Source organism: Actinomyces sp. oral taxon 448 str. F0400, from assembly GCF_000220835.1.
In the GTDB taxonomy this organism is placed as follows: Bacteria; Actinomycetota; Actinomycetes; order Actinomycetales; family Actinomycetaceae; genus Actinomyces.
This window is the reverse complement of record NZ_GL985606.1, coordinates 1,622,110-1,645,010: the sequence shown is the minus strand read 5'-3', so window position 1 is coordinate 1,645,010 and position 22,901 is coordinate 1,622,110. Positions and strand designations below refer to the sequence as shown.

At 71.1% G+C, this 22,901-nt stretch carries 19 protein-coding genes, 1 tRNA gene, 1 pseudogene and 1 riboswitch; of the genes and pseudogenes, 12 read left to right on the top strand and 9 right to left on the bottom strand.

The features are described 5' to 3' along the window. Positions 1 to 148: 148 nt before the first annotated feature. A tRNA-Asn gene (locus HMPREF9062_RS07030) sits at positions 149 to 220 on the bottom strand. A 91-nt stretch (positions 221 to 311) separates the two neighbouring features. Continuing rightward, on the bottom strand, positions 312 to 893 hold the full coding sequence (locus tag HMPREF9062_RS07025; protein WP_156789985.1) for a hypothetical protein: 582 nt from the start codon (positions 891 to 893) through the stop codon (positions 312 to 314). A 102-nt stretch (positions 894 to 995) separates the two neighbouring features. Between HMPREF9062_RS07025 and def the strand changes: the two genes are divergently transcribed. Together def and HMPREF9062_RS07015 are read left to right on the top strand one after the other, a co-directional pair. Beyond that, a complete protein-coding gene (gene def, locus HMPREF9062_RS07020) occupies positions 996 to 1,487 on the top strand; it encodes a peptide deformylase (RefSeq protein WP_034253915.1) in 492 nt (163 codons plus the stop codon). Positions 1,488 to 1,538: 51 nt separating this feature from the next. Continuing rightward, complete coding sequence (locus HMPREF9062_RS07015) at positions 1,539 to 2,267, top strand: TMEM164 family acyltransferase (RefSeq protein ID WP_009749390.1); 729 nt, start codon at positions 1,539 to 1,541, stop codon at positions 2,265 to 2,267. 39 nt (positions 2,268 to 2,306) lie between these two features. Here the strand turns inward: HMPREF9062_RS07015 and hemW are convergent, their stop codons facing one another. From hemW to lepA, 5 genes are all read right to left on the bottom strand, one after another. Further along, positions 2,307 to 3,584 carry a radical SAM family heme chaperone HemW gene (gene hemW, locus HMPREF9062_RS07010; RefSeq protein ID WP_009749389.1) on the bottom strand — a complete coding sequence of 426 codons (1,278 nt, stop codon included), beginning with the start codon at positions 3,582 to 3,584 and terminating at the stop codon, positions 2,307 to 2,309. A 52-nt stretch (positions 3,585 to 3,636) separates the two neighbouring features. Next, complete coding sequence (locus HMPREF9062_RS07005; protein WP_009749388.1) at positions 3,637 to 4,659, bottom strand: AAA family ATPase; 1,023 nt, start codon at positions 4,657 to 4,659, stop codon at positions 3,637 to 3,639. Then, on the bottom strand, positions 4,652 to 5,653 hold the full coding sequence (gene trmB, locus HMPREF9062_RS07000; RefSeq protein ID WP_009749387.1) for a tRNA (guanosine(46)-N7)-methyltransferase TrmB: 1,002 nt from the start codon (positions 5,651 to 5,653) through the stop codon (positions 4,652 to 4,654). Before trmB ends, HMPREF9062_RS07005 begins: the two co-directional genes overlap by 8 nt. Before the next feature lie 18 nt (positions 5,654 to 5,671). Next, positions 5,672 to 6,508: an MOSC domain-containing protein gene (locus HMPREF9062_RS06995; protein ID WP_034253912.1), complete on the bottom strand. Its 837-nt coding sequence runs from the start codon at positions 6,506 to 6,508 to the stop codon at positions 5,672 to 5,674. 65 nt (positions 6,509 to 6,573) lie between these two features. Beyond that, entirely contained in the window at positions 6,574 to 8,451 is a 1,878-nt protein-coding gene (gene lepA / locus HMPREF9062_RS06990) for a translation elongation factor 4 (RefSeq protein WP_009749386.1), read from the bottom strand. Positions 8,452 to 9,415: 964 nt separating this feature from the next. Here lepA and HMPREF9062_RS06985 point away from each other — a divergent pair. The 10 genes from HMPREF9062_RS06985 to ribH all read left to right on the top strand — a co-directional run bounded on the left by HMPREF9062_RS06985 (position 9,416) and on the right by ribH (position 20,637). Beyond that, the gene (locus HMPREF9062_RS06985; RefSeq protein WP_009749384.1) at positions 9,416 to 11,155 is read left to right on the top strand and encodes an anthranilate synthase component 1; all 1,740 of its coding nucleotides are present in this window, start codon (positions 9,416 to 9,418) and stop codon (positions 11,153 to 11,155) included. 1 nt (position 11,156) lies between these two features. Continuing rightward, complete coding sequence (locus HMPREF9062_RS06980; RefSeq protein WP_009749383.1) at positions 11,157 to 11,900, top strand: anthranilate synthase component II; 744 nt, start codon at positions 11,157 to 11,159, stop codon at positions 11,898 to 11,900. Then, on the top strand, positions 11,881 to 13,050 hold the full coding sequence (trpD, locus tag HMPREF9062_RS06975) for an anthranilate phosphoribosyltransferase (RefSeq protein ID WP_009749382.1): 1,170 nt from the start codon (positions 11,881 to 11,883) through the stop codon (positions 13,048 to 13,050). The genes HMPREF9062_RS06980 and trpD overlap by 20 nt, the downstream gene beginning before the upstream one ends. After that, entirely contained in the window at positions 13,047 to 15,311 is a 2,265-nt protein-coding gene (gene trpB, locus HMPREF9062_RS06970; protein ID WP_009749381.1) for a tryptophan synthase subunit beta, read from the top strand. The genes trpD and trpB overlap by 4 nt, the downstream gene beginning before the upstream one ends. A 1-nt stretch (position 15,312) precedes the next feature. Further along, the gene (gene trpA / locus HMPREF9062_RS06965; RefSeq protein WP_009749380.1) at positions 15,313 to 16,176 is read left to right on the top strand and encodes a tryptophan synthase subunit alpha; all 864 of its coding nucleotides are present in this window, start codon (positions 15,313 to 15,315) and stop codon (positions 16,174 to 16,176) included. Positions 16,177 to 16,484: 308 nt separating this feature from the next. Then, positions 16,485 to 16,745 carry a 30S ribosomal protein S20 gene (gene rpsT, locus HMPREF9062_RS06960; RefSeq protein ID WP_009749379.1) on the top strand — a complete coding sequence of 87 codons (261 nt, stop codon included), beginning with the start codon at positions 16,485 to 16,487 and terminating at the stop codon, positions 16,743 to 16,745. Positions 16,746 to 16,957: 212 nt separating this feature from the next. Further along, positions 16,958 to 17,085, top strand: a riboswitch (FMN riboswitch). Positions 17,086 to 17,164: 79 nt separating this feature from the next. Next, a complete protein-coding gene (gene ribD, locus HMPREF9062_RS06955; RefSeq protein WP_009749378.1) occupies positions 17,165 to 18,307 on the top strand; it encodes a bifunctional diaminohydroxyphosphoribosylaminopyrimidine deaminase/5-amino-6-(5-phosphoribosylamino)uracil reductase RibD in 1,143 nt (380 codons plus the stop codon). After that, on the top strand, positions 18,288 to 18,902 hold the full coding sequence (locus HMPREF9062_RS06950) for a riboflavin synthase (RefSeq protein ID WP_009749377.1): 615 nt from the start codon (positions 18,288 to 18,290) through the stop codon (positions 18,900 to 18,902). The genes ribD and HMPREF9062_RS06950 overlap by 20 nt, the downstream gene beginning before the upstream one ends. After that, entirely contained in the window at positions 18,899 to 20,170 is a 1,272-nt protein-coding gene (locus tag HMPREF9062_RS06945) for a bifunctional 3,4-dihydroxy-2-butanone-4-phosphate synthase/GTP cyclohydrolase II (protein WP_009749376.1), read from the top strand. The genes HMPREF9062_RS06950 and HMPREF9062_RS06945 overlap by 4 nt, the downstream gene beginning before the upstream one ends. Then, on the top strand, positions 20,167 to 20,637 hold the full coding sequence (gene ribH / locus HMPREF9062_RS06940) for a 6,7-dimethyl-8-ribityllumazine synthase (RefSeq protein ID WP_009749375.1): 471 nt from the start codon (positions 20,167 to 20,169) through the stop codon (positions 20,635 to 20,637). Before HMPREF9062_RS06945 ends, ribH begins: the two co-directional genes overlap by 4 nt. Before the next feature lie 48 nt (positions 20,638 to 20,685). Here the strand turns inward: ribH and holA are convergent, their stop codons facing one another. Both holA and HMPREF9062_RS13615 read right to left on the bottom strand, forming a co-directional pair. Further along, a complete protein-coding gene (gene holA, locus HMPREF9062_RS06935; protein WP_034254823.1) occupies positions 20,686 to 21,717 on the bottom strand; it encodes a DNA polymerase III subunit delta in 1,032 nt (343 codons plus the stop codon). Between the two features lie 131 nt (positions 21,718 to 21,848). Beyond that, positions 21,849 to 22,823: pseudogene (locus HMPREF9062_RS13615) on the bottom strand (ComEC/Rec2 family competence protein); the annotation flags it as partial. Between the last annotated feature and the right edge of the window lie 78 nt (positions 22,824 to 22,901).

Here is a 22,901-nt window from a genome sequence, read left to right as displayed (position 1 = left end):
ATCGCGGGCCGACCGCCCCGGTGAGAGCGGGGTGCCGGGCCCCGTCCCTTCGCCCGGGGCCGGCGAGAGGCCGGGCCCGGGCGAAGGGACGGGGCCGGCGGGCCGACCGACGAAGGGGTCCGACCGTACCCGGTCGGACCCCTGCCGGCTCCCGCGATTGGACTCGAACCAATAACCGTCCGATTAACAGTCGGATGCTCTGCCATTGAGCTACGCGGGAATGGCGCTCGACGCGCAGTGAACTTTAGCAACCGGCGCCGCTGACGTCGAATCCCTTCTCGGACCGGAACCGTTGTGATGACGCGTGCATGTCACGTTGTGGGCAGCCCCACAGCGTCGCGGACACGATCCTCCAGGGAGGTGAGAGCGTCGATGTCGTCGAGGCCGAGTTCCCGGTCCGCATCCCCACCGCCGACGGGCGGATCGGTGACCGAATAGAGAACGCCGTCGGGACGGCGGCGCACACTGGCCGTGATCCGCCGCCCATCGGGCAGAGTGGCGGACGCGTGGTGGATGATCGCCGCGTTGACGCGCTGACGCAGGGCCAGGGCGAACATCTTCTCCTCGACAGCGCGCTCGCCGTCGCGCCCGTCCTCCGTCGCGGTCGAGACGCGGTCGGGCACGACCAGGACCAGCGGCTCGGCCTCATCGAGGAGTTCGAGTGTGAAGGTGCGCTCCCGGGCGTCCCAGGTCCCGCGGTTGATCCGATCCCAGGCATGGCGGACGTCGATGCCGTCCTCATCGAGAATGATGACGCCGCTCGGAGCGGCAACGGCCCATCGTCCCCCGGCCTCGTCGAGGGGGACGGCGCCCAGGACCGGTTCGGAGGCGGCGGCCATTCGCGCCAGACGGGACGGCAGGGCGGCGGATGAACGACGGCGAGGCAGACGCATGCGGCCATGCTATCGGCCCACCGGGCCGGCATGCGTCGGCGCGCGCAGCGGCGCCGGGCGCGCGATGAGCTCGGCCGTGAGCGTTCGTGCGAGGATGCGCCCATGGCTTACCGCGACATCCGCATCATCGGCGATCCCGTCCTGCGCACGCAGTGCGAGTGGATCACGGACATCGACGAGAGTGTCAAGGCGCTCGTCGAGGATCTGCTCGAAACAGTCGACGAGGACGGGCGCGCGGGGCTGGCGGCCAATCAGATCGGCGTGGGCATGCGCGCCTTCTCATGGAACATCGATGACCGGATCGGCTACATCCTCAACCCGAGGATCGACGAGTTGAACTTCGAGGAGTACCAGGACGGGGAGGAGGGCTGCCTGTCCGTGCCGGGCCTGTGGTATCCGACCAAGCGCGCATGGTACGCCCGTGCCGTGGGCACCGACCTGGACGGCAAGGAAGTGATCGTCGAGGGCGAGGAGCTCATGGGGCGCTGCATCCAGCACGAGTGCGACCATCTCGAGGGGCGCCTGTACATCGACCGTCTGGACCGCAAGAACCGCGTCATGGCGATGAAGGAGCTTCGCGCCCAGGGACTGTAAGGGCGGCAGCGTTCCTTCGACGGCTCTCAGGGCGCTCAGTAGCATGGCAGCGTGAAGCGCTTCTTCTCCCTGACGGCGGAGCCGATCCCCATCGGTGGCCCGGACCACCTCATGTACGTCGCGCTGCTCGTGCTCGCCGCGGCTCTCCTCATCGGCTGCCGGCGCTGGGTGCGCGAGCACGCCCGGCAGGTGCGCGCAGGGGTGCTCATCGTCTCAGTGATGCAGCAGATGCTGATGTACGGCGTATACGTGGCGACAGGGTGGGGCTGGGCGCAGGTGCTGCCCTTGCACATCTCACGGGTGTCGGCACTCCTGTGCGTCGTCTATCTGGCGACCGGGTCCGAGCGCGTCATGGACGTGCTGTTCTACTTCAGCCTGTGGGCGTGGTTCAGCTTCTCCTACCCGCAGGACATCTCACCGATCACCAATCTGTTCGGCTGGAGCTTCCTGATCAACCACGTCATCACCCTGCTCATGCCGGTGCTGGCATGGGTGACGACCGACTGGAGGCCGAGCAGGCGCGCCCTGGGACGAGCCTTCGCGTGGATGGTTGTTTTCTCGCTCGTAGCGGTGGCGGCCAATGCGATCACGGACGGCGACTACTTCTTCCAGCGGAGCATGCCGGTGCTCGGCTCGCTCGGTCAGCCCGCCTACTACCTGGGGACGCTTCTGACCGGGCTCATCCTGTTCTGGCTCGGCTACGGCATCTCCAGACTCGTGCCCGACGGCGGTGCGGGCGCCGCCGAAGGGCCGAACCGGGCGTCGCCTCCAGCATCGTGACATCCACCCCGGAGGGCGATCGGAGCAGGAAGACCGGTCTCACCCCACGAGCTCCCGGGTGACATGGTCGGCCATGAGCCGGCCGCGCAGAGTGAGCACCGCACGACCAGCCGGGGCGGCGTCGTCGAGCAGGCCATCATCCACAAGCCGGCTCACCACGGGCACGAGCCGCCTCGGCGTCCCGTCCGACATCGTCGGCTCGGCTCCGTCCCGCCCGATGCGCACCAGACGCGCCAGCTCCAGGCCCTCACGCATGCGGATTCCGAGCATGACCCGCTCCAGCTCACGCGCCCCGGTGTCGACCACCTCGTGCCCGGCCACCGGCAGACGCCCGGACCGCACCCGACCGGCCCAGGCCACCGGATGCTTGACATTCCACATGCGCACATCCCCCAGGTGCGAATGCGCCCCCGGACCAGCACCCCACCAGTCCCAGTCACGCCAATACGCCTCATTGTGCCGGCATTCGCGCCCCGGCCTCGCCCAGTTCGAAATCTCATACCACTCATACCCGGCCGCCGCCAGAATCGCATCCGCCATCTCGTACTTGGCGGCCTCATCGTCGTCTCCGGGCATCTCCAGCTCGCCGCGGCGCACCCTGGCCCACATCTTCGTGCCCTCCTCGATCACCAGCGCGTAGGCGCTCACATGGTCCGCTCCAATGGCGATCGCCTCATCCAGGCTGCGAGCCCAATCCCCCGCGGACTCCCCCGGCGCCCCGTAGATGAGATCCAGACTCGTGCTCAATCCCGCACGCCGTGCCCACCGGACCACCTTCGGCACCCGCTCGGGCGTGTGCACGCGGTCCAGCACGGCCAGCACCCGCGGTACCGCCGACTGCATGCCGAAGGACACCCGCGTGAATCCGGCTCGCGCCAGTCCCGCCAGGTAGCGTTCGTCGACTGTCTCCGGGTTCGCCTCCGTCGTCACCTCGGCAGCCTCGGCCAGCCCCCACGTACCGCGTACGAGATCGACCATCCGGGCCAAGTCGCCGACCGGAAGCATCGTCGGCGTCCCGCCGCCGACGAACACCGTTCGCACCGCCCGCTGCTGCAGGCCGGCGGTGTCCATGGTCGCCCGCGCCAGGCGCAGCTCGCCCGCCAGTGTGTCCACGTAGTCGCCCGCCGACGCCCCCCGCCCCATGGCCAGATTCGTATACGTGTTGAAGTCGCAGTAGCCGCACCGCACCCGGCAGTACGGCACGTGCAGGTAAACCGAGAACGACCCGGCGTTCGACCGGGATGTCGCCGTCCGCACCCGGTCGGGCAGCACGTCCCCGCCCGGCAGGGACGCCCCCTCCGGCGGAGCCGGACTCATGCCCCCTCCCGCCGGCCCCGGCCGGGAGCCGGGTCGCCGACCGCCGCTGCGCTCACTGCCCCTCGCCCTCAAGAAGCCGGTCGACGGCGTCGACGGCGGTGATCAGCCGCTGCTCGAAGCCTCCGCCGACCTCGACGATCTCCACACCGTGCTCGGCCAGCAGAGTGCGCAGTTCCGCATCGGCCTCCTCGCGCTCATCGCCCAGCAGTCGGGTGCCGTCGTCCACCCACGGCACATCGGGCGGCAGGTAGAGAACCAAGTCGTAATCCTGCAGGCGGGCGATCTCGTCGATGAGACGCTGATTGAACCCCTCGTAGAGCCGGGAGTAGTTCTGGACGACCAGTGCCTCGGTGTCCACGAACAGGACTCTGCTGGCCCGCGCCCGCGCCCGATCGACGGCCAGGTGGTGGGCCATGGCGATACGCGGGTAGTCCTCGAGGATCATGTCGTTGTCCCCGGCCTCCCGCAGCAGGGTCCGCCCGGACTCGGTGACGCACTCGGTGTTGTAGTACAGGGCGAGGTTGCGGGCCAGCACCGTCTTCCCAGTGGACTCCGGCCCCACCAGCACGACCTTCTTGACCAGGAAGGCGCGTACGACGGCGGGGATCATCGCCCAGTAGCGCAGGGCGCCCTCGGTACGGATCCGGGCCGAGGAGACCGGATAGGGGTTCCAGTCCGGTTCGATGAGAACGTGCTCCGCGTCGGGGCCGAACGCATCGACGGCGGCCCCCTGTTGCGAGGAGAACACGTGCGTGATCGGTGCGCCGATGCACTGGGTGATCGCCTCGACGCCCGCCGTTCGATCGGCTTCGTCATCCCCCGTGCGAGGCTGGTGCACGGCGTGCACCAGCACGTGCGGATGGTCGCGGAAGACCGTGCGCAACCACCGCTCGCGGTAGCGGGAGGGGAAAAAGGGGATGCGTGCGCCGCGGTAGAGGTGCTCCCACTCCCAGGCGTCGTCGGTGGCCACGACGACGTGCAGCACATCAACCATGGTCGAGGCGCGCACGATGGCCGCGACATGGCCGCAGTGCAGCGGTGAGAACCCGCCCTCGAGAAGACCGACGCTAGACACGGATGTCCTCCTGCGCAGTAGCCCGCCCGGCGGCCCCACGCCCCGGGTCCTCGGGCAGCGGCCCGCGCCGGTCGCACCGACCGGCGCGCCACGGCGTACTGGTGCGCACGACGCTCAGATCGCGTACGGTGCGGCCGGCCCGCACGCCCCTGTCTTCGAAGCGAGTCGTCACCCGACCGGCGAAGCGCTCCGACCAGCCACCGCGCACGCCCGCCGGGGACCCGGGATCCGGTCCGTTGCCGGGACTCCCTTCCACGGCGCTTCCAGCTCCCAGGTCGGGGCGCTCCCCGGCGTCGTCGTACCGGAAGTAGACGTCCGCTGGGCCAGCCCCGTCCCCCCCCGTGGCCGGGACGGGCGGCGCGGCTCCCGCAGGCGGGACGGAGACCGCCTCGAGAACGTCGCGCATCTGCCAGGCGTAGTCCGCCCAATCGGTGGCGAGCCTCCATACGCCGCCGGTGCGCAGCACCCGGGCGACGCAGTCGGCGAAGGCGACATCGACCAGGCGCCGCTTGCGATGGCGGGGCTTGCGCCACGGGTCGGGGAAGAAGACCCACACCTCGTCGACCGAGCCCACCGGCAGAGCCGTGGCTAGCAACTGGGAAGCGTCGGCGGGGGCGACCCGCACGTTGCGCAGATCCCGCTCCGCCGCGCCGCGCACGATCTTGGCGATGGCGGTCTGCCACACCTCGACGGCCAGGTGATCGACATCCGAGTGCTCGGCGGCGTGGGCGAGTATCGCCTCCCCGCCGCCGGAACCGACCTCGACGACCAGCGGCCGCGTACGACCCGGGTGAGCGAAGGCCGCCCGCGGGTCGAGATCGAAGCCGGCGTCGACCGTCCGCACGGCGTCGGCACGGGGGACGTCGAGGACGTAGCGGTCGCCGTAGCGGGCCAGAGCGCGCGCCTGGCCGTCAGACAGGCGACCACCAGCGCGGGAGAAGGAGCGCACGCGGGAGCGGATGGCGTGGGAGCGGGGCGGATGGTGCTGAGGCATGGGGCGTCCCGTCGGACCTCAGCCGACCTGCTCGTGGGCAGCCGCCCGGACATATTTCCTGGTGAAGGGGGCGATGACGCAGTTGCCGAAGATCTCGGAGTTCAGCAGCGCCTGGGCGTCGCGCGGGTCGTGGTGGGCGAACCATCGGGTGCAGGTCACGCGATGCCCCGGGGAGGAGATGACACGGACCTCGTCCCCGGTGCGCACCACGCCCTCGGTGAGAACCGACAGGTAGACGCCCACACGGACGCGCGCCGAGAAGACCTCGACCCAATCCGCGCGCCCCACCCCGCGGGCGAAGGTCGGGCAGGGGTTGCGCACACCGGTCACGCGCACCCGCACGCCGCCGGCCGTCGGATCGCCGAGCGAGAGGATCGCACCGAGCTCGACGTCATCGATGCCGCCGCGCTCGCCGGGCACGACGAGCATGTTCTCCCCCAGCCGGCCCGGCGCGACCCCGCCCAGCACTCCGTTCCAGTGCGCCTGCTCGGCGGCGTCCATGACATAGAGAGCCTTGGCCTCCCCGCCGTGATGCGTCTTGTCCCCGTGGGCGTCACCGACCAGACCGGTGCGCGTGACCCGAACCGGGCCGTCGACCGCGGTCTTGCCGATAGCCGACTCGCCTGCCTCACCGGCGTCAGGGCGCATACGCGAACCCACGCAGATCGGGCCGACGGTCCCCACAAGATCGCCGTCGTGGAAGGGCGAGGGCTCCCCGCGATGCCGCCCATCCGCCCCGGCGTGCGGACGGGCGAGGTCCCGCGCCAGCGGCAGAGCGCCCAAAGCGGCGCCGTCCTCGCTCATAGCGGCATCCAAGATCCCCCGGGTCGTGGGGGCGCCGTCGATCTGCTTCATGATTCCTCCAATAACGCGTCGGAATGACGCGGGCCGATGGCGGCGAGCGCTCACCGGACTCCGTCTCACTTGCTCCTGGTGGCGGGCCGGTCCGCCCCCAGCGCAGCGATGAAGGCCTCCTGGGGCACATCCACACGGCCGATGGCCTTCATGCGCTTCTTGCCCTCCTTCTGCTTCTCCAGCAACTTGCGCTTGCGGGAAATGTCGCCGCCGTAGCACTTGGCGAGCATATCCTTGCGCAGGGCGCGGATCGTCTCGCGAGCGATGATGCGCGCGCCCACCGCCGCCTGCACGGGCACCTCGAACTGCTGGCGCGGAATGAGGTCCTTCAGACGCTTGGCCATCATGACGCCGTAGGAATAAGCGGCGTCCCTGTGGACGACGGCGCTAAAGGCGTCGACCCGCTCACCGTTGAGCAGAATGTCGACCTTGACCAGATCCGCGCTCTGCCGCCCGTCCATCTCGTAGTCCAGGGACGCATAGCCGCGGGTGCGCGACTTCAGAGCGTCGAAGAAGTCGAAGACGATCTCCGCCAGCGGCAGCACGTAGCGCATCTCCACGCGCGAGGGCGACAGGTAGTCCATTCCCGCCATGGTGCCGCGCCGCGAGACGCACAGCTCCATGACGGTGCCGACGAACTCGCTGGGCGTGAGGATCGTGGCCCGCACGACCGGTTCGCTGACCTGCGCGACCTTCCCCGAGGGGAACTCGCTCGGATTGGTCACCGCGTGAACGCTGCCATCCTCCAGGGTGACCTCGTAAACCACGGAGGGGGCGGTGGAGATGATGTCGAGACCGAACTCGCGCTCCAGGCGCTCGCGGATGATCTCCAGGTGCAGCAGACCCAGGTAGCCGCAGCGGAAGCCGAAACCGAGAGCCGCCGAGGTCTCCGGCTCGTAGGTCAAGGAGGCGTCGTTGAGCTTGAGCTTGTCCAGGGCGTCGCGCAAAGCCGGGAAGTCGGAGCCGTCCACGGGGAACAGGCCGGAGAAGACCATCGGCTTGGGATCCTGGTAGCCGGCCAGCGGCTCGGCGGCCGGGGAGGCGGCCGCTGTGACGGTGTCCCCGACCCTGGAGTGGCGCACGTCCTTGACCCCGGTGATGAGGTACCCGACCTCGCCGGCTCCCAGGCCGGCCGACGGCGCGGGCTCGGGGCTGATGACGCCGATCTCCAGCAGGTCGTGGACGGCACCGGTCGACAGCATCTCAATGCGTTCGCGGGGCCGCAGAGCCCCGTCGACGACGCGCACGTACGTGACCACGCCCCGGTAGGTGTCGTAGACGGAGTCGAAGATCATGGCGCGGGCCGGGGCGGCCGGATCTCCATGCGGGGCCGGGACCACCTCGACGATGCGGTCGAGAAGTTCGGGCACGCCCTGGCCGGTCTTGCCGGAGACCTTGAGGACGTCATCGACATCGCAGCCGATGAGAGAGGCGATCTCCTCCGCATGGCGCTCCGGTTCGGCGGCCGGAAGATCGATCTTGTTCAGGACCGGGATGATGGCCAGGTCACCCTCGATGGCCATGTAGAGGTTGGCCAGAGTCTGGGCCTGGACGCCCTGGGCGGCATCGACCAGGAGGACGGCACCCTCGCAGGCGGCTAGTGAACGGTTGACCTCGTAGGAGAAATCAACGTGACCGGGGGTGTCGATCATGTTGAGGGCGTAGGTGGTCGGGGCGTCGTCGGGCCCGATCACGGTCCAGGACATGCGCACGGCCTGCGACTTGATGGTGATGCCCCGCTCGCGTTCGATGTCCATGCGGTCCAGGTACTGGGCGCGCATGTCGCGGGGCTGCACCACGCCGGTGGCCTGAAGCATGCGGTCTGCCAGGGTGGACTTGCCGTGGTCTATATGCGCAATGATGCAGAAGTTGCGCAGCTGAGCCGACGGCGTCGAAGCAGGCGTGACGGCGGCCGCCTGCTCGGGCGTGGGGATCGGTGACACGTGAGTCTCTGTCTCTTCCGGTGCGTGGGTCTGGTCTGAATCCGGGGCCAGTGTCCCACGAGTGGCGAGGCCCCGACGACGGCGTGCGCCACCGCCCGCCCAACAAACCACCCACCCGACAATGCGCGTTTGCGCTCCGCGTCGCACGTCCCTAACGTTCACACGGCGACGACCAGCGCTCCCCCGGCTTCGCACCCACCGCCACCCGCGTCCCCAGCGGTCCGCTCGGGCCCGAACGCCCCGGCAGCACCATGCCCGCCCGCGTTGACGATGCCCCCGCGAGACGATCCTGCCGGCCTTCTTCGCGGGCGCTTCGGCGGCCAGGAGGTCCCGACCCCCTTCTGCCGGCCTCGACGAGCTCGAAGCGGCCTTCACCCGGACGTCGCCGATCCCGTCTTCTGGCGGAGCTCGAGAAGCTGCAAATCGACCATCCGAGCTGTCTCACCCTCATCTACGAGTGCCGCAACCTTCCGTCGGGCGACGGAGCGCGCATCGTCCTCACAGTCCTTAAACGCGAGAACCTCGTCCACGGCGGCGCCCACAAGGGCACCAACGCCCTGAGACGCTGCTGGCCAAGCGCATGCAAAACGCGGCTCATCGCCGAGACCGGGGCGGGCCAGCACGTGAGCGCAACCGCCATGGCGGTTGCGCTCACGAGCCTGGACTGCGCCATGTCCTGGACTGAGGAGCCGGCGCCCTGGAGGATGGAGGCCTCCCGACCAGGCAGTGCGGACGCCCCGTCTCAGCCCCCGCCACCGATTTGGTCGCTTCATGACCGCGTTCTACTCTCGATGCCATGACAGCGTTCCACGCCCGCCAGTGGTGGTGGCTCCCCAGCAGGCGAGCCTCCCGCTCTGTGTGAGCGGAAACTGTGAATGGAAACCAGGAACCGAGAGCTCGCCGCCAGGCGGGCTCTTCGCGTATTCGCAGGCGCGTCTTAGCGGCACCGACAGGAAGGCACCCCATGACATCCTCCCCGCCGACCGTGCTGACGCGCCCAGTGCGCTACCAGGGCGATAGCGGCCTGCTGCTCGAGCACCTCACCGCCGCCGGCCTCATCCCCGCCGACGACGCCGGGGCCGGCCGGATGCGCCCCGCCGATACCGTCCTGCTGGAGAGCGTCGACATCGCCACCGGGGCCTCACGTACTACCATCACCGTTCTCGACGCCTCCGCTCGGCTGACCTGCACCGGGGACGCCGTTGCCGTCGAGGTCCTCCCGCAGGCCGCCGACGACGGCGAGGCCGTGCTGGACCGCCTGCGCGCCGCTCTGGGCGAGTACATCACTGCGCAGGCCGCCGCCGGCCCGGGTACCCCGGCCTCCCTCACGCTCACCATCCCCACAGCCCCCGACGACGGCGCCCTAGAGGAGCGCGAGCGGCTCACCTCGCTGTCCACGGTCGAACCGCTGCGCGTGCTCGCCGCCGCCGAGATCGACCACCCCCACCTGCCGCTGGAGGCCGGCGTCGTCGCCTTCGACTACCTGGCGACCTTCGAGGCCCTCCCGCCAGTGCCGACGGGCGCCAACACCTGTCCCGACTACCTCTTCTACGACGCCCGCATCATCCTCGTCATCGACCACTCCACTGCCGAAGCGACCCTCGTGGGCGCGTCCGTCGACGCCGCCGGACTGGCCGCCCGCATGGACGAGCTCTCAACCGCCATCAATGCTTTCGACGCCGCCCATGCGGATCATGACGACGGTGCCGACGCCGCCCGGGACGCGGCCGCATCCGCACCCGCGCCCACGACGCACCCATCGGGGAGGCCTGCCCCCGTCGTGCACGCCGTCCCCACTGTCTCCGACGCCGACTACGCCGCGGTCGTGGAGCGCATGAAGAAGGCCATCACGGCCGGGGAGGTCTATCAGGTGGTGCCCTCGCGCGGCTTCACCATGCCCTGCCCGGACGCCCTGGCCGCCTACCACCGGCTGCGGGAGGCGAACCCCAGCCCCTACATGTTCTACGTCAGCGCCCCGGACTTCGAACTGCTCGGCGCCTCCCCCGAATCGGCGCTTCTGCACTCGGCGCGCACCGGAGAGGTCGCCATCCGCCCCATCGCCGGAACCCGACCGCGCGGCCTGAAACCGGACGGGACCGTGGACCACGAGCGCGACACCCGTCTGGAGCTGGAGCTGCGCACCGACGCCAAGGAAGTCGCTGAGCACGTCATGCTTCTCGATCTGGCCCGCAACGACGTCGCCCGAGTGAGCGTGCCCGGTACCCGCAGGGTCGGCGACCTGCTGCGGGTGGACCGCTATAGCCGTGTCATGCACCTGGTCTCCGAGGTCTCCGGCCGACTCGCCCCGGACCTGGACGCTCTGGACGCCTTCCGCGCCTCGATGACCATGGGCACGCTGACCGGTGCCCCCAAGCTGCGCGCCGCCGAGCTCATCCGCTCCGCCGAGGGGGCCCGCCGGGGCGCCTACGGCGGCTACGTCGGTTACCTCAGGGGCGACGGCGAACTCGACACGTGCATCGTCATCCGCTCGGCCTTCGTAACCGGCGGGCGGGCCCTCGTCCAGGCGGGAGCCGGCGTCGTCGCGGACTCCGTGCCCGCTATGGAGACGGCCGAGACCGTCCACAAGGCCAGCGCCGTCCTCACCGCGATCGCGGCCGCGCAGGGCGCGGACCTCATCATCGACCCGGACCCCGCGGACTCCACCCCGGGGACGCCCGCCCCCGAGACCGGTGAGGAGAGCTGAGATGCGCGTCGTTCTACTCGACAACCGCGACTCGTTCGTCTACAACCTCGTCGACCAGTTCGCCGCTCTGGGCGCGGACATCGAGGTCTACCGCAACACGGCGCCCGCGGCCACGGTCCGCTCGGCCCTGGAGCCGACGAGCCGGGAAGCCTCGCACGGGCAGCGCCCTGTGCTGGCTCTATCCCCGGGGCCGGGTCACCCGCGCACCAGCGGGTGCCTCATGGAACTGGTCGCGGCGGCACTCGCCGAGCGCGTTCCGACGCTCGGCATCTGCCTGGGCTTCCAGGCGATCGTCGAGGCGTGCGGGGGCGACATCGAGGAGGTCGGTCCGGTCCACGGCCGCTCGGTGCGGGTTCGGGTCACCCCCGCGGGGCGCGCCGACCCCGCCTTCGCCGTCCTGACTGGTGGCCCGCTGGACGTCGCCCGCTACCACTCCCTGGGAACGCGCGAGCTGCCGCCGTCGCTGACCTGCCTGGCCCGAACCGTCGAGGGGGACGGGGCGGGCATCGTCATGGCCGCCCGCCACATCACCGCCCCGGTGGTCGGGGTGCAGTTCCATCCCGAGTCGGTGCTCACCCCTCACGGGCCGGGCATCCTGCTCTCCCTTATCGAGGACCTCGCCGCCCCCGGCCGACCCGACCGAATCGACGCATCCGGCATCCGCGCAGTCGTCCCGCCCACGACGCACAGCGCAACAGACACAACAGACACAACAGGAGACGCACATGACCCCCGCCCCCGCTGAGAACAACGCCATGAGTACCACCGGCCTCCCGGTCGCCGACGCCGAGGACGCCCACCGCCTGCTGCGCTCGGTCATCCAGGGCAGCCGGCTGACCCAGGAGGAGACGGGTGTCGTCTTCGCGGCCCTGGGCGCCGGCGACCTGTCCGAGGCGGAGACCGCCGCCCTCCTGGCCGCTCTGCACTCGCGCGGCGAGACGGCCGAAGAGGTCGCCGGGGCCGCGAGCGCCTTCCGCGCCGCGGCCCGCCCCTTCCCGGAGGTCGCCTTCCCACTGGTCGATGTCGTGGGCACCGGCGGGGACGGCGCGGGCACCATCAACATCTCCACAGCCGCCGGAATCGTGGCCGCCTCCATGGGGATCTCAGTGGCCAAGCATGGCAACCGGGCGGTGTCATCCAGAACCGGCGCCGCCGACGTCGTGTCCGCCCTGGGCCTGCCCCTGGATCTGGGCCCGCAGGAGGCGGTGAAGGTTCTGGCGCGCGACCACTTCACCTTCCTGTTCGCTCAGGCCTACCATCCGGCCATGCGGCATGTGGCGCCGATCCGCAGGGCGCTGGCGACGCCGACGATCTTTAACGTGCTCGGCCCCCTGCTCAACCCAGCCCGCCTGACCTATCAGCTCATGGGCGTGGCCGACCCGGACATGCTCGACATGATCGCCGAGGCGATGTCGCAGCTGGGCCGCAAGCGTGCCCTTATCGTCCACGGCGCCGGCACCGACGAGATCGCCGTGCACGGCACGACGCTCGTACGCGAGGCGACCCCGCGGGGCGTCAAAGCCTACGAGGTGACTCCCGAGGAGCTGGGCGTGGGCCGCTGGGAGCTGTCCGACGTGCTCGGCGGGGCGCCGAAGGAGAATGCTCGCCTGCTGCGGGAGGTGTTCGCCGGCCGAGGGCGGCCGGCCCATCGTGACGCGGTCGCCGTCAACGCCGGTGCGCTGCTGTACCTGGCGGGGCCGGCCGACAATCTGACGGATGGTACCCGCATGGCTCTGGAGCAGTTGGCCAGCGGCCGCGTGGCCGAGCATCTGGAGTCGATGACCAAGGACTCGCAGGGCCCGACGAATCCCGACGATTCCGAGGGCCGGCAGGATCGGAGACAGGACCCGTCCCGGGGTCGGCCCCTCCGCGATGCCGAGAGGCCGACCCGATGAGCGGGGAGGGCCCCGTGGACGGGCGCCCTCGCAGGCGGCCGGTGGACGAGCGGCTTATCGCCACCGGCACGGTCCTGGACGCCATCATCGAGGCGCGTCGTGCCCGCATCCCCGAGCTGCGCAGGCGCTTCGAGCATGTGCGCCGAGTCGCTCCGCCCCGTTCGGAGCTCTCCTTCGCCCAGGCCCTGCGCACCCGGTGCGGCCCGGCGGCGACCCCGCGTCCGGCCTTGATCATGGAGTGCAAGTCGGCCTCGCCCTCGCGCGGGACGATTCGCGCCGCCTATGATCCGGCACAACTGGCCCGCGCCTACGCGCCCTGGGCCTCGGCTGTCTCGGTGCTCACCGAACCCGACCGTTTCAACGGCTCCTTCGAGGACCTGGCGGCGGTGCGCGCGACGGTGGACGTGCCGGTGCTGTGCAAGGACTTCATCGTCGACGAGGTGCAGGTGCTAGCCGCCCGGTCGCTGGGGGCCGACGCGATCCTGCTCATGCTCTCGGTGGTGCCCGACGACGTCTACGCCGAGCTGGCGGGATTGGCTCACCGGCTGGGCATGGAGGTGCTCACGGAGGTGTCCACCCCCGAGGAGATGCACAGAGCGGCGAACCTGGGGGCGGGCGTCATCGGGATCAACAACCGGGACCTGCGGACCCTGACCACCGACCTGGCCCGCACCGAGGAGTACGCGCCGCTGGCGCCCCCGGGCGTCGTGCTGGTCGGGGAGTCCGGAATCGGGACCGCCGATGATGTGCGACGCCTGGCCGGGGCGGTTGATGCGCTGCTCGTCGGATCCTCACTGTCGGCGGCCTCCGATCCGGCGGCGGTCGCCGAGTCCCTCGCCACGGCGGTGCCGGTCCCCGACGGCCCGTCCTCCCCCCGGGGGGATTGCGGCCCGGGCGGCGGAATCCGGCCCGGTTCCGCGGAGCAGCGGAACGCCTCGTGCGACCGTGCCGGGGGCGCGGAAGGCTCCGGTCGCGACCACCCGCGGCTGAATCCCTACTTCGGTTCCTACGGTGGGCAGTTCGTGCCCGAGCTGTTGGTGCCGGCCCTCGACCAGCTCGAGGACGCCTTCATCGAGGCGCAGGCCGACCCCTCCTTCCACGCCGAGCTCGATGAGCTCCTCACCCGGTATCTGGGACGTCCTACTCCGGTCACCGAGTTGCGCAACCTGCCGCGCGAGGGCAGCGCACGGATCTTCCTCAAGCGCGAGGATCTCGTTCACGGCGGAGCGCACAAGGGCAACCAGGTGATGGGCCAGGCGCTCCTGGCCAGACGCATGGGCAAGACCCGCATCATCGCCGAGACCGGTGCCGGGCAGCACGGCACCGCCACCGCCATGGTATGCGCGCTGCTGGGCCTGGAGTGCACGATCTACATGGGGGCCACCGATGTCGTGCGCCAGGAGCCCAACGTCGAGCGCATGGAGCTCATGGGGGCGAGGGTCGTGCCGGTGGCCTCCGGCGCGGGCACGCTCAAGGACGCCGTCAACGAGGCGCTGCGCGACTGGACGGCCTCCTTCGCCACGACCCACTATCTGCTGGGCACGGCGGCGGGGGCTCACCCCTTCCCCACCATTGTCCACGAATTCCATCGCTGCATTTCACGGGAGGCGCGCGCCCAGGTGCTCGCCATGACGGGTCGGCTGCCCGATGAGGTCATTGCCTGCGTGGGCGGCGGCTCCAACGCGATCGGCATGTTCAGCCAGTTCGTGGAGGACGAGGGCGTCGGGCTCATCGGCGTCGAGCCGGCCGGCGAGGGCCTTGACACGCCCCGCAACGGAGCGCCGATCTCCAACGGCACGGTCGGCATCCTGCACGGGGCGCGCTCCTATCTCATGCGCACGCCGCAGGGGCAGGTCGAGGAGTCCTTCTCCGTCTCGGCGGGACTGGACTATCCGGGCGTGGGGCCGGAGCACGCGTGGCTGGCCGACACCGGACGGGCCCGCTACGTCGGCGTCACCGACGACGAGGCGATCGAGGCCTTCCGGCTGCTCAGCCGCTGGGAGGGCATCATCCCGGCTCTGGAGTCGGCCCACGCGCTGGCGCAGGCCCTCAAGATCGCCCGCGCCACACCGCCGCACGACCCGGTTCCGCACCTGCTCGTGTGCCTGTCGGGCCGCGGCGACAAGGACCTGGACCAGGTGCGCGCGCGCCTGGGCGGGTCGTTCTCGACCGATTCGGCCGTCAGGCGGGCTGCTCTCATGGTCGGGGAGATGGGCAAGCGTACCGAGTACCTGTCGCTGACGAGGAAGCAGGAGGGTTGAGATGTCCCGCTACCCCGAGATGTTCGCCCGCCTGGCCGTCCGCGGCCAGGGAGCCTTCGTCCCCTTCGTCATGGTGGGGGATCCGACTCCGGCGCTGTCCGAGACCGTCATCGAGGCACTCGTCGACGGGGGCGCCGATGCCCTGGAGCTGGGCCTCCCCTTCTCCGATCCGGTCGCCGACGGCCCCACGATCCAGCGCGCCCACATCCGGGCGCTCGAGGCCGGGGCCGACTTCGCCGCCTGCCTGGGGGTGATCTCCCGGGTGCGCGAGCGGCACGCCGAGCTGCCCATCGGCATGCTCGTCTACGGCAACGTGCCCTTCGCCGTGGGAGTCGGGGAGTTCTACTGCCGGTGCGCGGATGCGGGCGTCGACTCTGTGCTGCTGCCGGACGTGCCCGTGCGCGAGTCGCCGGCCTTCTCCTCCGCCGCGCGGGCTGCCGGGATCGATGCGGTCTACATCGCCCCCCCGTCGTCGACGGCCCGGACCCTGGACGCTGTGGCGGCCTCCTCACGCGGTTACGTCTACGCGGTCTCGCGCGCCGGTGTGACCGGGATCGAGCAGGCGTCCTCCACCGTCGGCCTGGCCGAATCGGTGGCCCGACTGCGCGCTGCCGCCGCCGCGCCCGTCATGCTGGGATTCGGCATCTCCCGTCCAGAGCAGGTGGCCGCGGCGATCGCGGCGGGCGCCGACGGCGCGATCTGCGGGTCGGCTACGGTCGCGATCGTCGAGGGACACGCACCGGCCCTCGCCCGCCTGGCGGCGCGAACGGGCGAGGATTCAGCCGCCTGGGACGCCGAACGGCGGTCGCTGACGGCCGGGCTGCGCGAGTTCGTCGCCGCGATGAAGGCCGCCACCCTCCGGTGAACCGTCCGACGCCGGAATCGGGTACCGGTGCGCACCCTGTGACCCTGGCGGCTCCCCCCGCTTCGGGCGCCCGCCGCCCGAGGCGAGGCCCTCGGGGGCGACGCACCTCACGCGTCGCACCCGGTCCGGTCCAGCGCCCCCGCGTCGCCGGATGCTAGAGTGCTAGCTCGGACCTCCGGCCTGGTCGGCTTCGGGGTCCGGCGACCGGGCTCCGCCGGGTGCTTCCACCACCTTCTTGTGTCGGCCCGCGTGCGCGAACCCTCTTTCCGGCCACTGTCCGCACTCGAATCAAGAAGGCTTCACCAACCGTGGCGAACATCAAGTCCCAAATCAAGCGTATCAAGACCAACGAGAAGGCCCGCCTGCGCAACCAATCCGTCAAATCCGAGCTCAAGACCTACGTGCGCCGCGTACGCGAGGCAATCGACGCGGGTGACAAAGCGGCGGCCGAGGAGCATCTGCGCAAGGCCTGCCGCAAGCTGGACAAGGCCGTCTCCAAAGGCGTCATCCACAAGAATCAGGCTGCGAACCGCAAGTCCAAGCTGGCCAAGCGCGTCGCCGCCCTCTGACGAGGCTCGGCGAGCTCGACGCCGTGGGCACCGAGCGGTCTGCGAGCACACGCTCCGACGCCGCCGGCACTCGTGAGACCAGCGACCGGGGCCGGTACGCGGCTTGCGGACAACGTCCTCTCGCAGATGCATACGACGAGATGCTCCTCACATCCGCGTGCGGGGCTCAGTTCCCGCGCACCGACGGGGTAGATTCATCCCCCGAGTAGAACTCGTGTGTTCTGGGGTCGGTGGAAGTCCGAACCGGCGGTGATGAGTCCGCGACCCGGTCGCAAGCGACCGGTTGACCAGGTGGAAATCCTGGACCGACGGTGAGAGTCCGGATGGGAAGCACGCACGAGGCATACGACGCCGTCATGGGTCCCCGGGCTCGGGGCGGCGTACGGGTGTCTCCCCCGGAGCCCGGGGGAAAGGACCCGATGGCCTTGTTCACAGCCGCCGAGACGGCGGCGATGAGGCGCGCTCTTCGTCTCGCCGTTTCACCCGATGCCCCGCCCGGTCCCAATCCGCGGGTCGGCTGCGTCATCGTGAGCGCCGAGGGGCGCATCCTGGCCGAAGGGCACCACCGGGGGGCGGGCACCGCCCATGCCGAGGTCGACGCGCTGACCCGCGCCGGCGAGCGCGCGCGAGGCGCCGTCGCCGTCATCACTCTCGAGCCCTGCGACCACCGAGGACGCACCGGGCCGTGCACCCGAGCGCTCCTCGACGCCGGCATCGCCGAGGTCGTTTACGCCCAGGACGACCCCAATCCGCTCGCCGCGGGTGGAGCGGCGAGGCTGCGAAAGGCCGGCGTGCGAGTGCGCTCCGGGCTGTGCCGTCGGGAGGCCGAGCGCCTCAATCGCGCGTGGACCTTCGCTGTGACCCGCGGAAGGCCACTGGTGACCTGGAAGCTGGCGGCGAGCCTGGACGGGCGCGTGGCCGCCGCCGATTCCACCAGCCGATGGATCACCCCGTCGGTCGCACGTCGCGATGCCCACAGCTTGCGCCGCGAGTGCGACGCCATCATGGTGGGCACCGGCACCGTCCTGGCCGACGATCCCGCCCTGACCGTGCGCGACGAGGACGACCGGCCGCTGCCGCGCGCCCTTCAACCGCTGCGCGTCGTCGTCGGACGCCGGACGGTGCCCGAGGGCGCACAGGTGCTCGTCGACGACCGGCACCTGCTGGTGGCCGACCATGATCCGCGCTCGGTCCTGGCGGTCCTGGCCGGCCGGGAGGTCCGCCACGTGCTGCTCGAAGGCGGGCCGACGCTGGCCGCCGCCTTCCTGTCGCGAGGCCTGATCGACGAGGTCGTCGCCTATCTGGCCCCTGTTCTGCTGGGGGCCGGCCCCGCTGCCGTCGACGACTTCGGGGCGGGCACCATCGCCGCCGCCCTGCGTCTGACCCGCCCCCGGGCCCGCCTCCTGGGCGAGGGCGACGACCTGGCCGTGCGGATCGTCGCCGACGTCCCCGACGGCCCGCCCGGCGGCGAGGGGGGCGAGCCGCCCGACGGCGGCCGTCCTTCGCCACCCGCACCATCGGACATGCGCAGGAGGATCACCGATGTTCACCGGAATCATTGAGGAGCTCGGAGACGTCGAGCGCGTCGAGCGCGCCGAGGACTCGGCCCGGCTGACGATCCACGCCCCCCTGGTCATCGAGGGGACCCGAAGCGGGGATTCCATCGGTGTCAACGGGTGCTGTCTGACGGTCGTCGAGGTCCGCGCCGACGCCTTCACCGCCGACCTCATGGCCGAGACCCTGAGGCGGACGTGTCTGGGCGAGCTGGCCGCCGGCAGCCTCGTCAATCTGGAGCGGGCGCTGCGCCCGAGCGACCGCATGGGCGGTCACATCGTCCAGGGTCACGTCGACGCCGCCACCCGGATCCTGGAGCGTCACCACGCCGAACGGTGGGACCTCGTCCGGATCGGCGTTCCCGACGATCTGATCCGCTACGTCGCAGTCAAAGGTTCAGTCGCCGTCGACGGGGTGTCCCTGACCGTCGTCGAAGTCACCGACTCCCCCGGATCATTGACCGTCTCCCTGATTCCCGAGACGCTCAACCGCACGACGCTGGGCGCGAAGCAGGCCGGGCGGAGTGTCAACCTGGAGGTCGATATCATGGCCAAGTACATCGAGCGCCTCATGGGCGCGGGCATTCGGACGGAGCAGCGGTGAGTCGCCCGGACACCCGCCTGGATACAATCGACCGGGCTCTGGCCGCCCTGCGCGACGGGGGCGCTCTCATTGTCGTGGACGACGTGAGCAGGGAGAACGAGGGCGACCTCATCTTCCCGGCGGCCACGGCGACCGTCGACCGGCTCGCCTTCTCCATCCGCTACTCCTCGGGCATCATCTGCGCGCCCATGAGCGGCCGAGAGTTGGACCGGCTCGCCATCCCCATGATGACCGAGCGCAACACCGACCCCAAGCGCACCGCCTTCACTCTGAGCGCGGATGCGCGTACGGGAGTGTCGACCGGGGTCAGCGCGGCGGATCGGGCCCGCACCCTCCACGTGCTGGCCGACCCCGCGTCCTCACCGGCCGACCTCGTGCACCCCGGTCACGTCTTCCCGCTGCGGGCCCGCGAGGGCGGGGTTCTGGCCCGGAGGGGCCACACCGAGGCCGCCGTCGATCTCATGCGTCTAGCCGGGCACCGTCCGGTCGGAGTGCTCGTCGAGGTCGTCAACGACGACGGCACCATGGCGCGCCGTCCTCAATTGCGGGCTTTCGCCGACGCCTACGGCCTGCCCATGATCTCCATCTCCGACGTGGAGCGCCACCGATGGCTCACCGAATCGCTCGTCGAGGAGGTCGTGAGTACGCGCCTGCCCACGGCCCACGGCGATTTCGTCGTGCACGGCCTGCGCAGCCGGGTCGACGGCGCCGAGTATCTGGCGCTGGTGCACGGTGAGATCGGCGACGGAACCGACGTGCTCGCACGTGTTCACTCCATGTGCCTGACCGGGGACGTCCTGGCCTCCCGACGGTGCGACTGCGGTCCTCAGCTGGGCGCCGCCCTGGAGGCGATCAGCTCCGAAGGCCGCGGCGTGCTCGTCTACGCCAGCGACCACGAAGGACGGGGCGTCGGTCTGCTGGCCAAGCTGCGCAGCTACGCCCTGCAGGAGGAGGGCTTGGACACCCTCGACGCCAACGTCGCCCTGGGACTGCCGGCCGACGCCCGCAGCTACGCCACGGCGGCCCAGGTTCTGCGCCACCTGGGTGTGCGCTCGGTGCGGCTGATGACGAACAACCCGGACAAGGTCGCCGGTCTGGAGCGCTACGGTGTGAGCGTCGCCCGGCGTGTGCCGACCCCGACCTTCACCACCGGTGAGAATCTGGCCTATCTACGCGCCAAACGCGATCGCATGGGTCACCTGCTGGCGGGGCTCGACACCCCGGGGCGGCCGGGACACAACGGACGCGACGAAGGACGGGAACGATGAGCGGATCAGGGGCACCCGGGCAGGTCGCGCCGGCGGCCCACGGGATGACGGTGGTGATCATCGCCGCCCGATGGCACGAGCGGGTCATGGACGGTCTGCTGTCCGGCGCCCTGCGCGCGGCCCGCGAGGCGGGCGCCGAAGCCGAGGTAGTGCGGGCAGTGGGCTCCTTCGAGCTGCCGGTGCTCGCCGCAGCCGCGGCCGAACGGGCGGACGCGGTGGTGGCGCTGGGCGTGATCATCCGCGGGGGCACGCCGCATTTCGACTACGTGTGCCGCGCCGCGACCGACGGCCTCGCTCGGGTTGCTCTCGACAGCGGCGTGCCCGTGGGCTTCGGGCTGCTGACCTGCGAAGACGAGGCGCAGGCCCTCGCCCGCTGCGGCGGCCCCGGGGCGAACGAGGACAAGGGCCATGAGGCGGCGTGCGCGGCCATGGAGACGGCGGCGGCGCTGGCGTCCCTGCGCGGCTGAGGGGCCGGACCGCCGACGCCGCTGCGAAGCGGGCGGGTGCGCCGCCGTTCACCGGCGCGGGCGGGGACGGGCGCGCCGGGCCGTGCAGATGGCGAGCACCGCCCGTTCGACCGCATGCACCGAGTCCCGGGCCTCGCCCTTGACCTCAACGTCGGCGCGGGCGACGGCCACGATGGCCGCGGCCAGGGCGTCGTCCGACCATCCGGACAGTTCACGGCGGGCCCGATCGACCTGCCAGGGCGCCATTCCCAGCTTCTTGGGACTGACGCCCCGTCTGCCCCCCAGCGCGGCCACGCGGGCGAGCTGGCGGACCTTCATCGCCAGAGCGGCGACGATCGGCACCGGCTGCGTGCCGGTGGCGATGGCGTGACGCAGGGAGGTGATGGCCTTGGCGACGTCACCCGCGACGGCGGCGTCGGCGACGGTGAAACCGGTGGCTTCGAAACGTCCCGCGTAGTAGGTGTTGACGGCGGCTAGGGTGATGGTGCCTCGAGTGTCGGCGATCAGCTGCTCGACAGCCGAGCACAGCTCGCGCAGATCCGATCCGAGGGCGTCGACGAGCGCCCCGACGGCCTGCGGCTCTATGCGACGGCCGGCCCTGCGCACATCGGCGGAGACCAGGGCGGCCTTATCCTTGGGAGACTTGACCGCGTCGATGGTGACCACCGGGTGGGGCGATCGCGCCAGGGAGTCGAGGAGCTTCTTTCCGCGCCGTCCGCCGTTGTGACGCAGAAGGAGGACGACGTCGGGATCGGGGGCGGCCGTGTAGGCCAGCAGGTCACTGGCCAGCGCGTCGGTCATCCGTTCCAGATCCGGCACGAGGACCAGCTTGGGCTCACCGAACAGGGAGGGGGACACGAAGGTGTCGAGCTGGTGGGGCTCGTAGGCGGCGGCCTCGACGGTGCTGATCTCAGTCGACGCGTCCTTCCGACGCGCCTGGTCCAGGAGTCGGGCGACGGCTCGATCGGCGAGGATCTCCTCGCCCGCACGGATGAGGACGACCGGCGCGAGATCGACCTGGTCCCAGGCGGGTCCCGCCGGTGCGCGCCGAGAGCCTCGGGGGGGTCGGGTCGGTGCCATGGAGCAAGCCTGCCACGTACCGTCGCCGCGCTCATGCCCGCCACCGCGGCGAGGACCCGAGGCGCAGCGCGCAGGCGCGCGCGTCCCCGTCGCGAGGCGAGGACCGCGCCGGCGGCTTCGAGGCCGGCCAGGGCGAGTGCGCCGGCGGCCCCACCCGGCCATCCCGGGTTCGCCCCCGGCAGGGAGGCGAAGAATCCGGCGACGCCCACCAGCCAGGCGCAGGCGGCTGTCGCCGGCCAGGCGACAACCGCCGCCAGGGCGGGCCACCACGGCGCCAGCAGCGCGGCGAGGAGGCCGGCGACCGTCGCCAGGGGCACGAGCGGGGCGGCCAGAACGTTGGCGGGCACAGCCCAGGTGCTCACCTGGGGCTGGAGGAGCACGAGGACGGGCCCGCAGGCTGCCTGAGCGACCAACGGCACGGCCAGAGCGCCGGCCAGCCACCGGGGCAGCCGACGGGTCAGGGCCGCCCGCACGGGTTCGGAGCCCAGAAGGATGCCCGCAGTCGCCACCACGGATAAGGCGAAGCCGTAGGAGCGCGCCTGCCAGGGGTCGATGAGGAGCAGGACGGTGACGGCGGCGCACAGCGCCGGGAAGGAGGCGGAGCGCCGTCCCGCCGCCACGCCCGCGAGGAGAACTCCGCCCATGGCCGCCGCGCGCAGGACGGAGCCGCCGGGCCTGACCAGAGCGACGAGTGCCGCTAGGACCACGACGCCGGCGGCGGCCCGGCACCGCCTGGGCAGCACGCCGAGCCCACTCATGATCAGCCCTAGGACGATAGCCACATGCTGGCCGGAGACCGCCGTGAGGTGGGTCATGGATACCACCCGCATGTCGGAACGGACGTCGGCAGGCAGGGCATGGTCGTCGCCCAGGGCCACCCCGCTCACCAGTTCGCGCGCGCCCTCGGGCCAGTGCCACCGGCCCGACGCCGTCGTTGGTGCTCCCACGACGTCGGCCAGTCCCGCTCGCAGGGATCCGACCGTTCCCAGCACGCCGTCGGCGGGCGCCTCGAGCCGTACGGCGGCGTCGGATCCCAGGACGACCGCCCGGGCGTCGCCCGCCTCACCGGGACGGGGCGTCGCCCGCACGCGCACGACGGCGCCCATGGGCAGGTCGTACCAGTCCTCGTTACCCAGGACCAGGGCGCTCAGGCGCGAGGCGCTCCCGTCGACGTCGGTGACGGC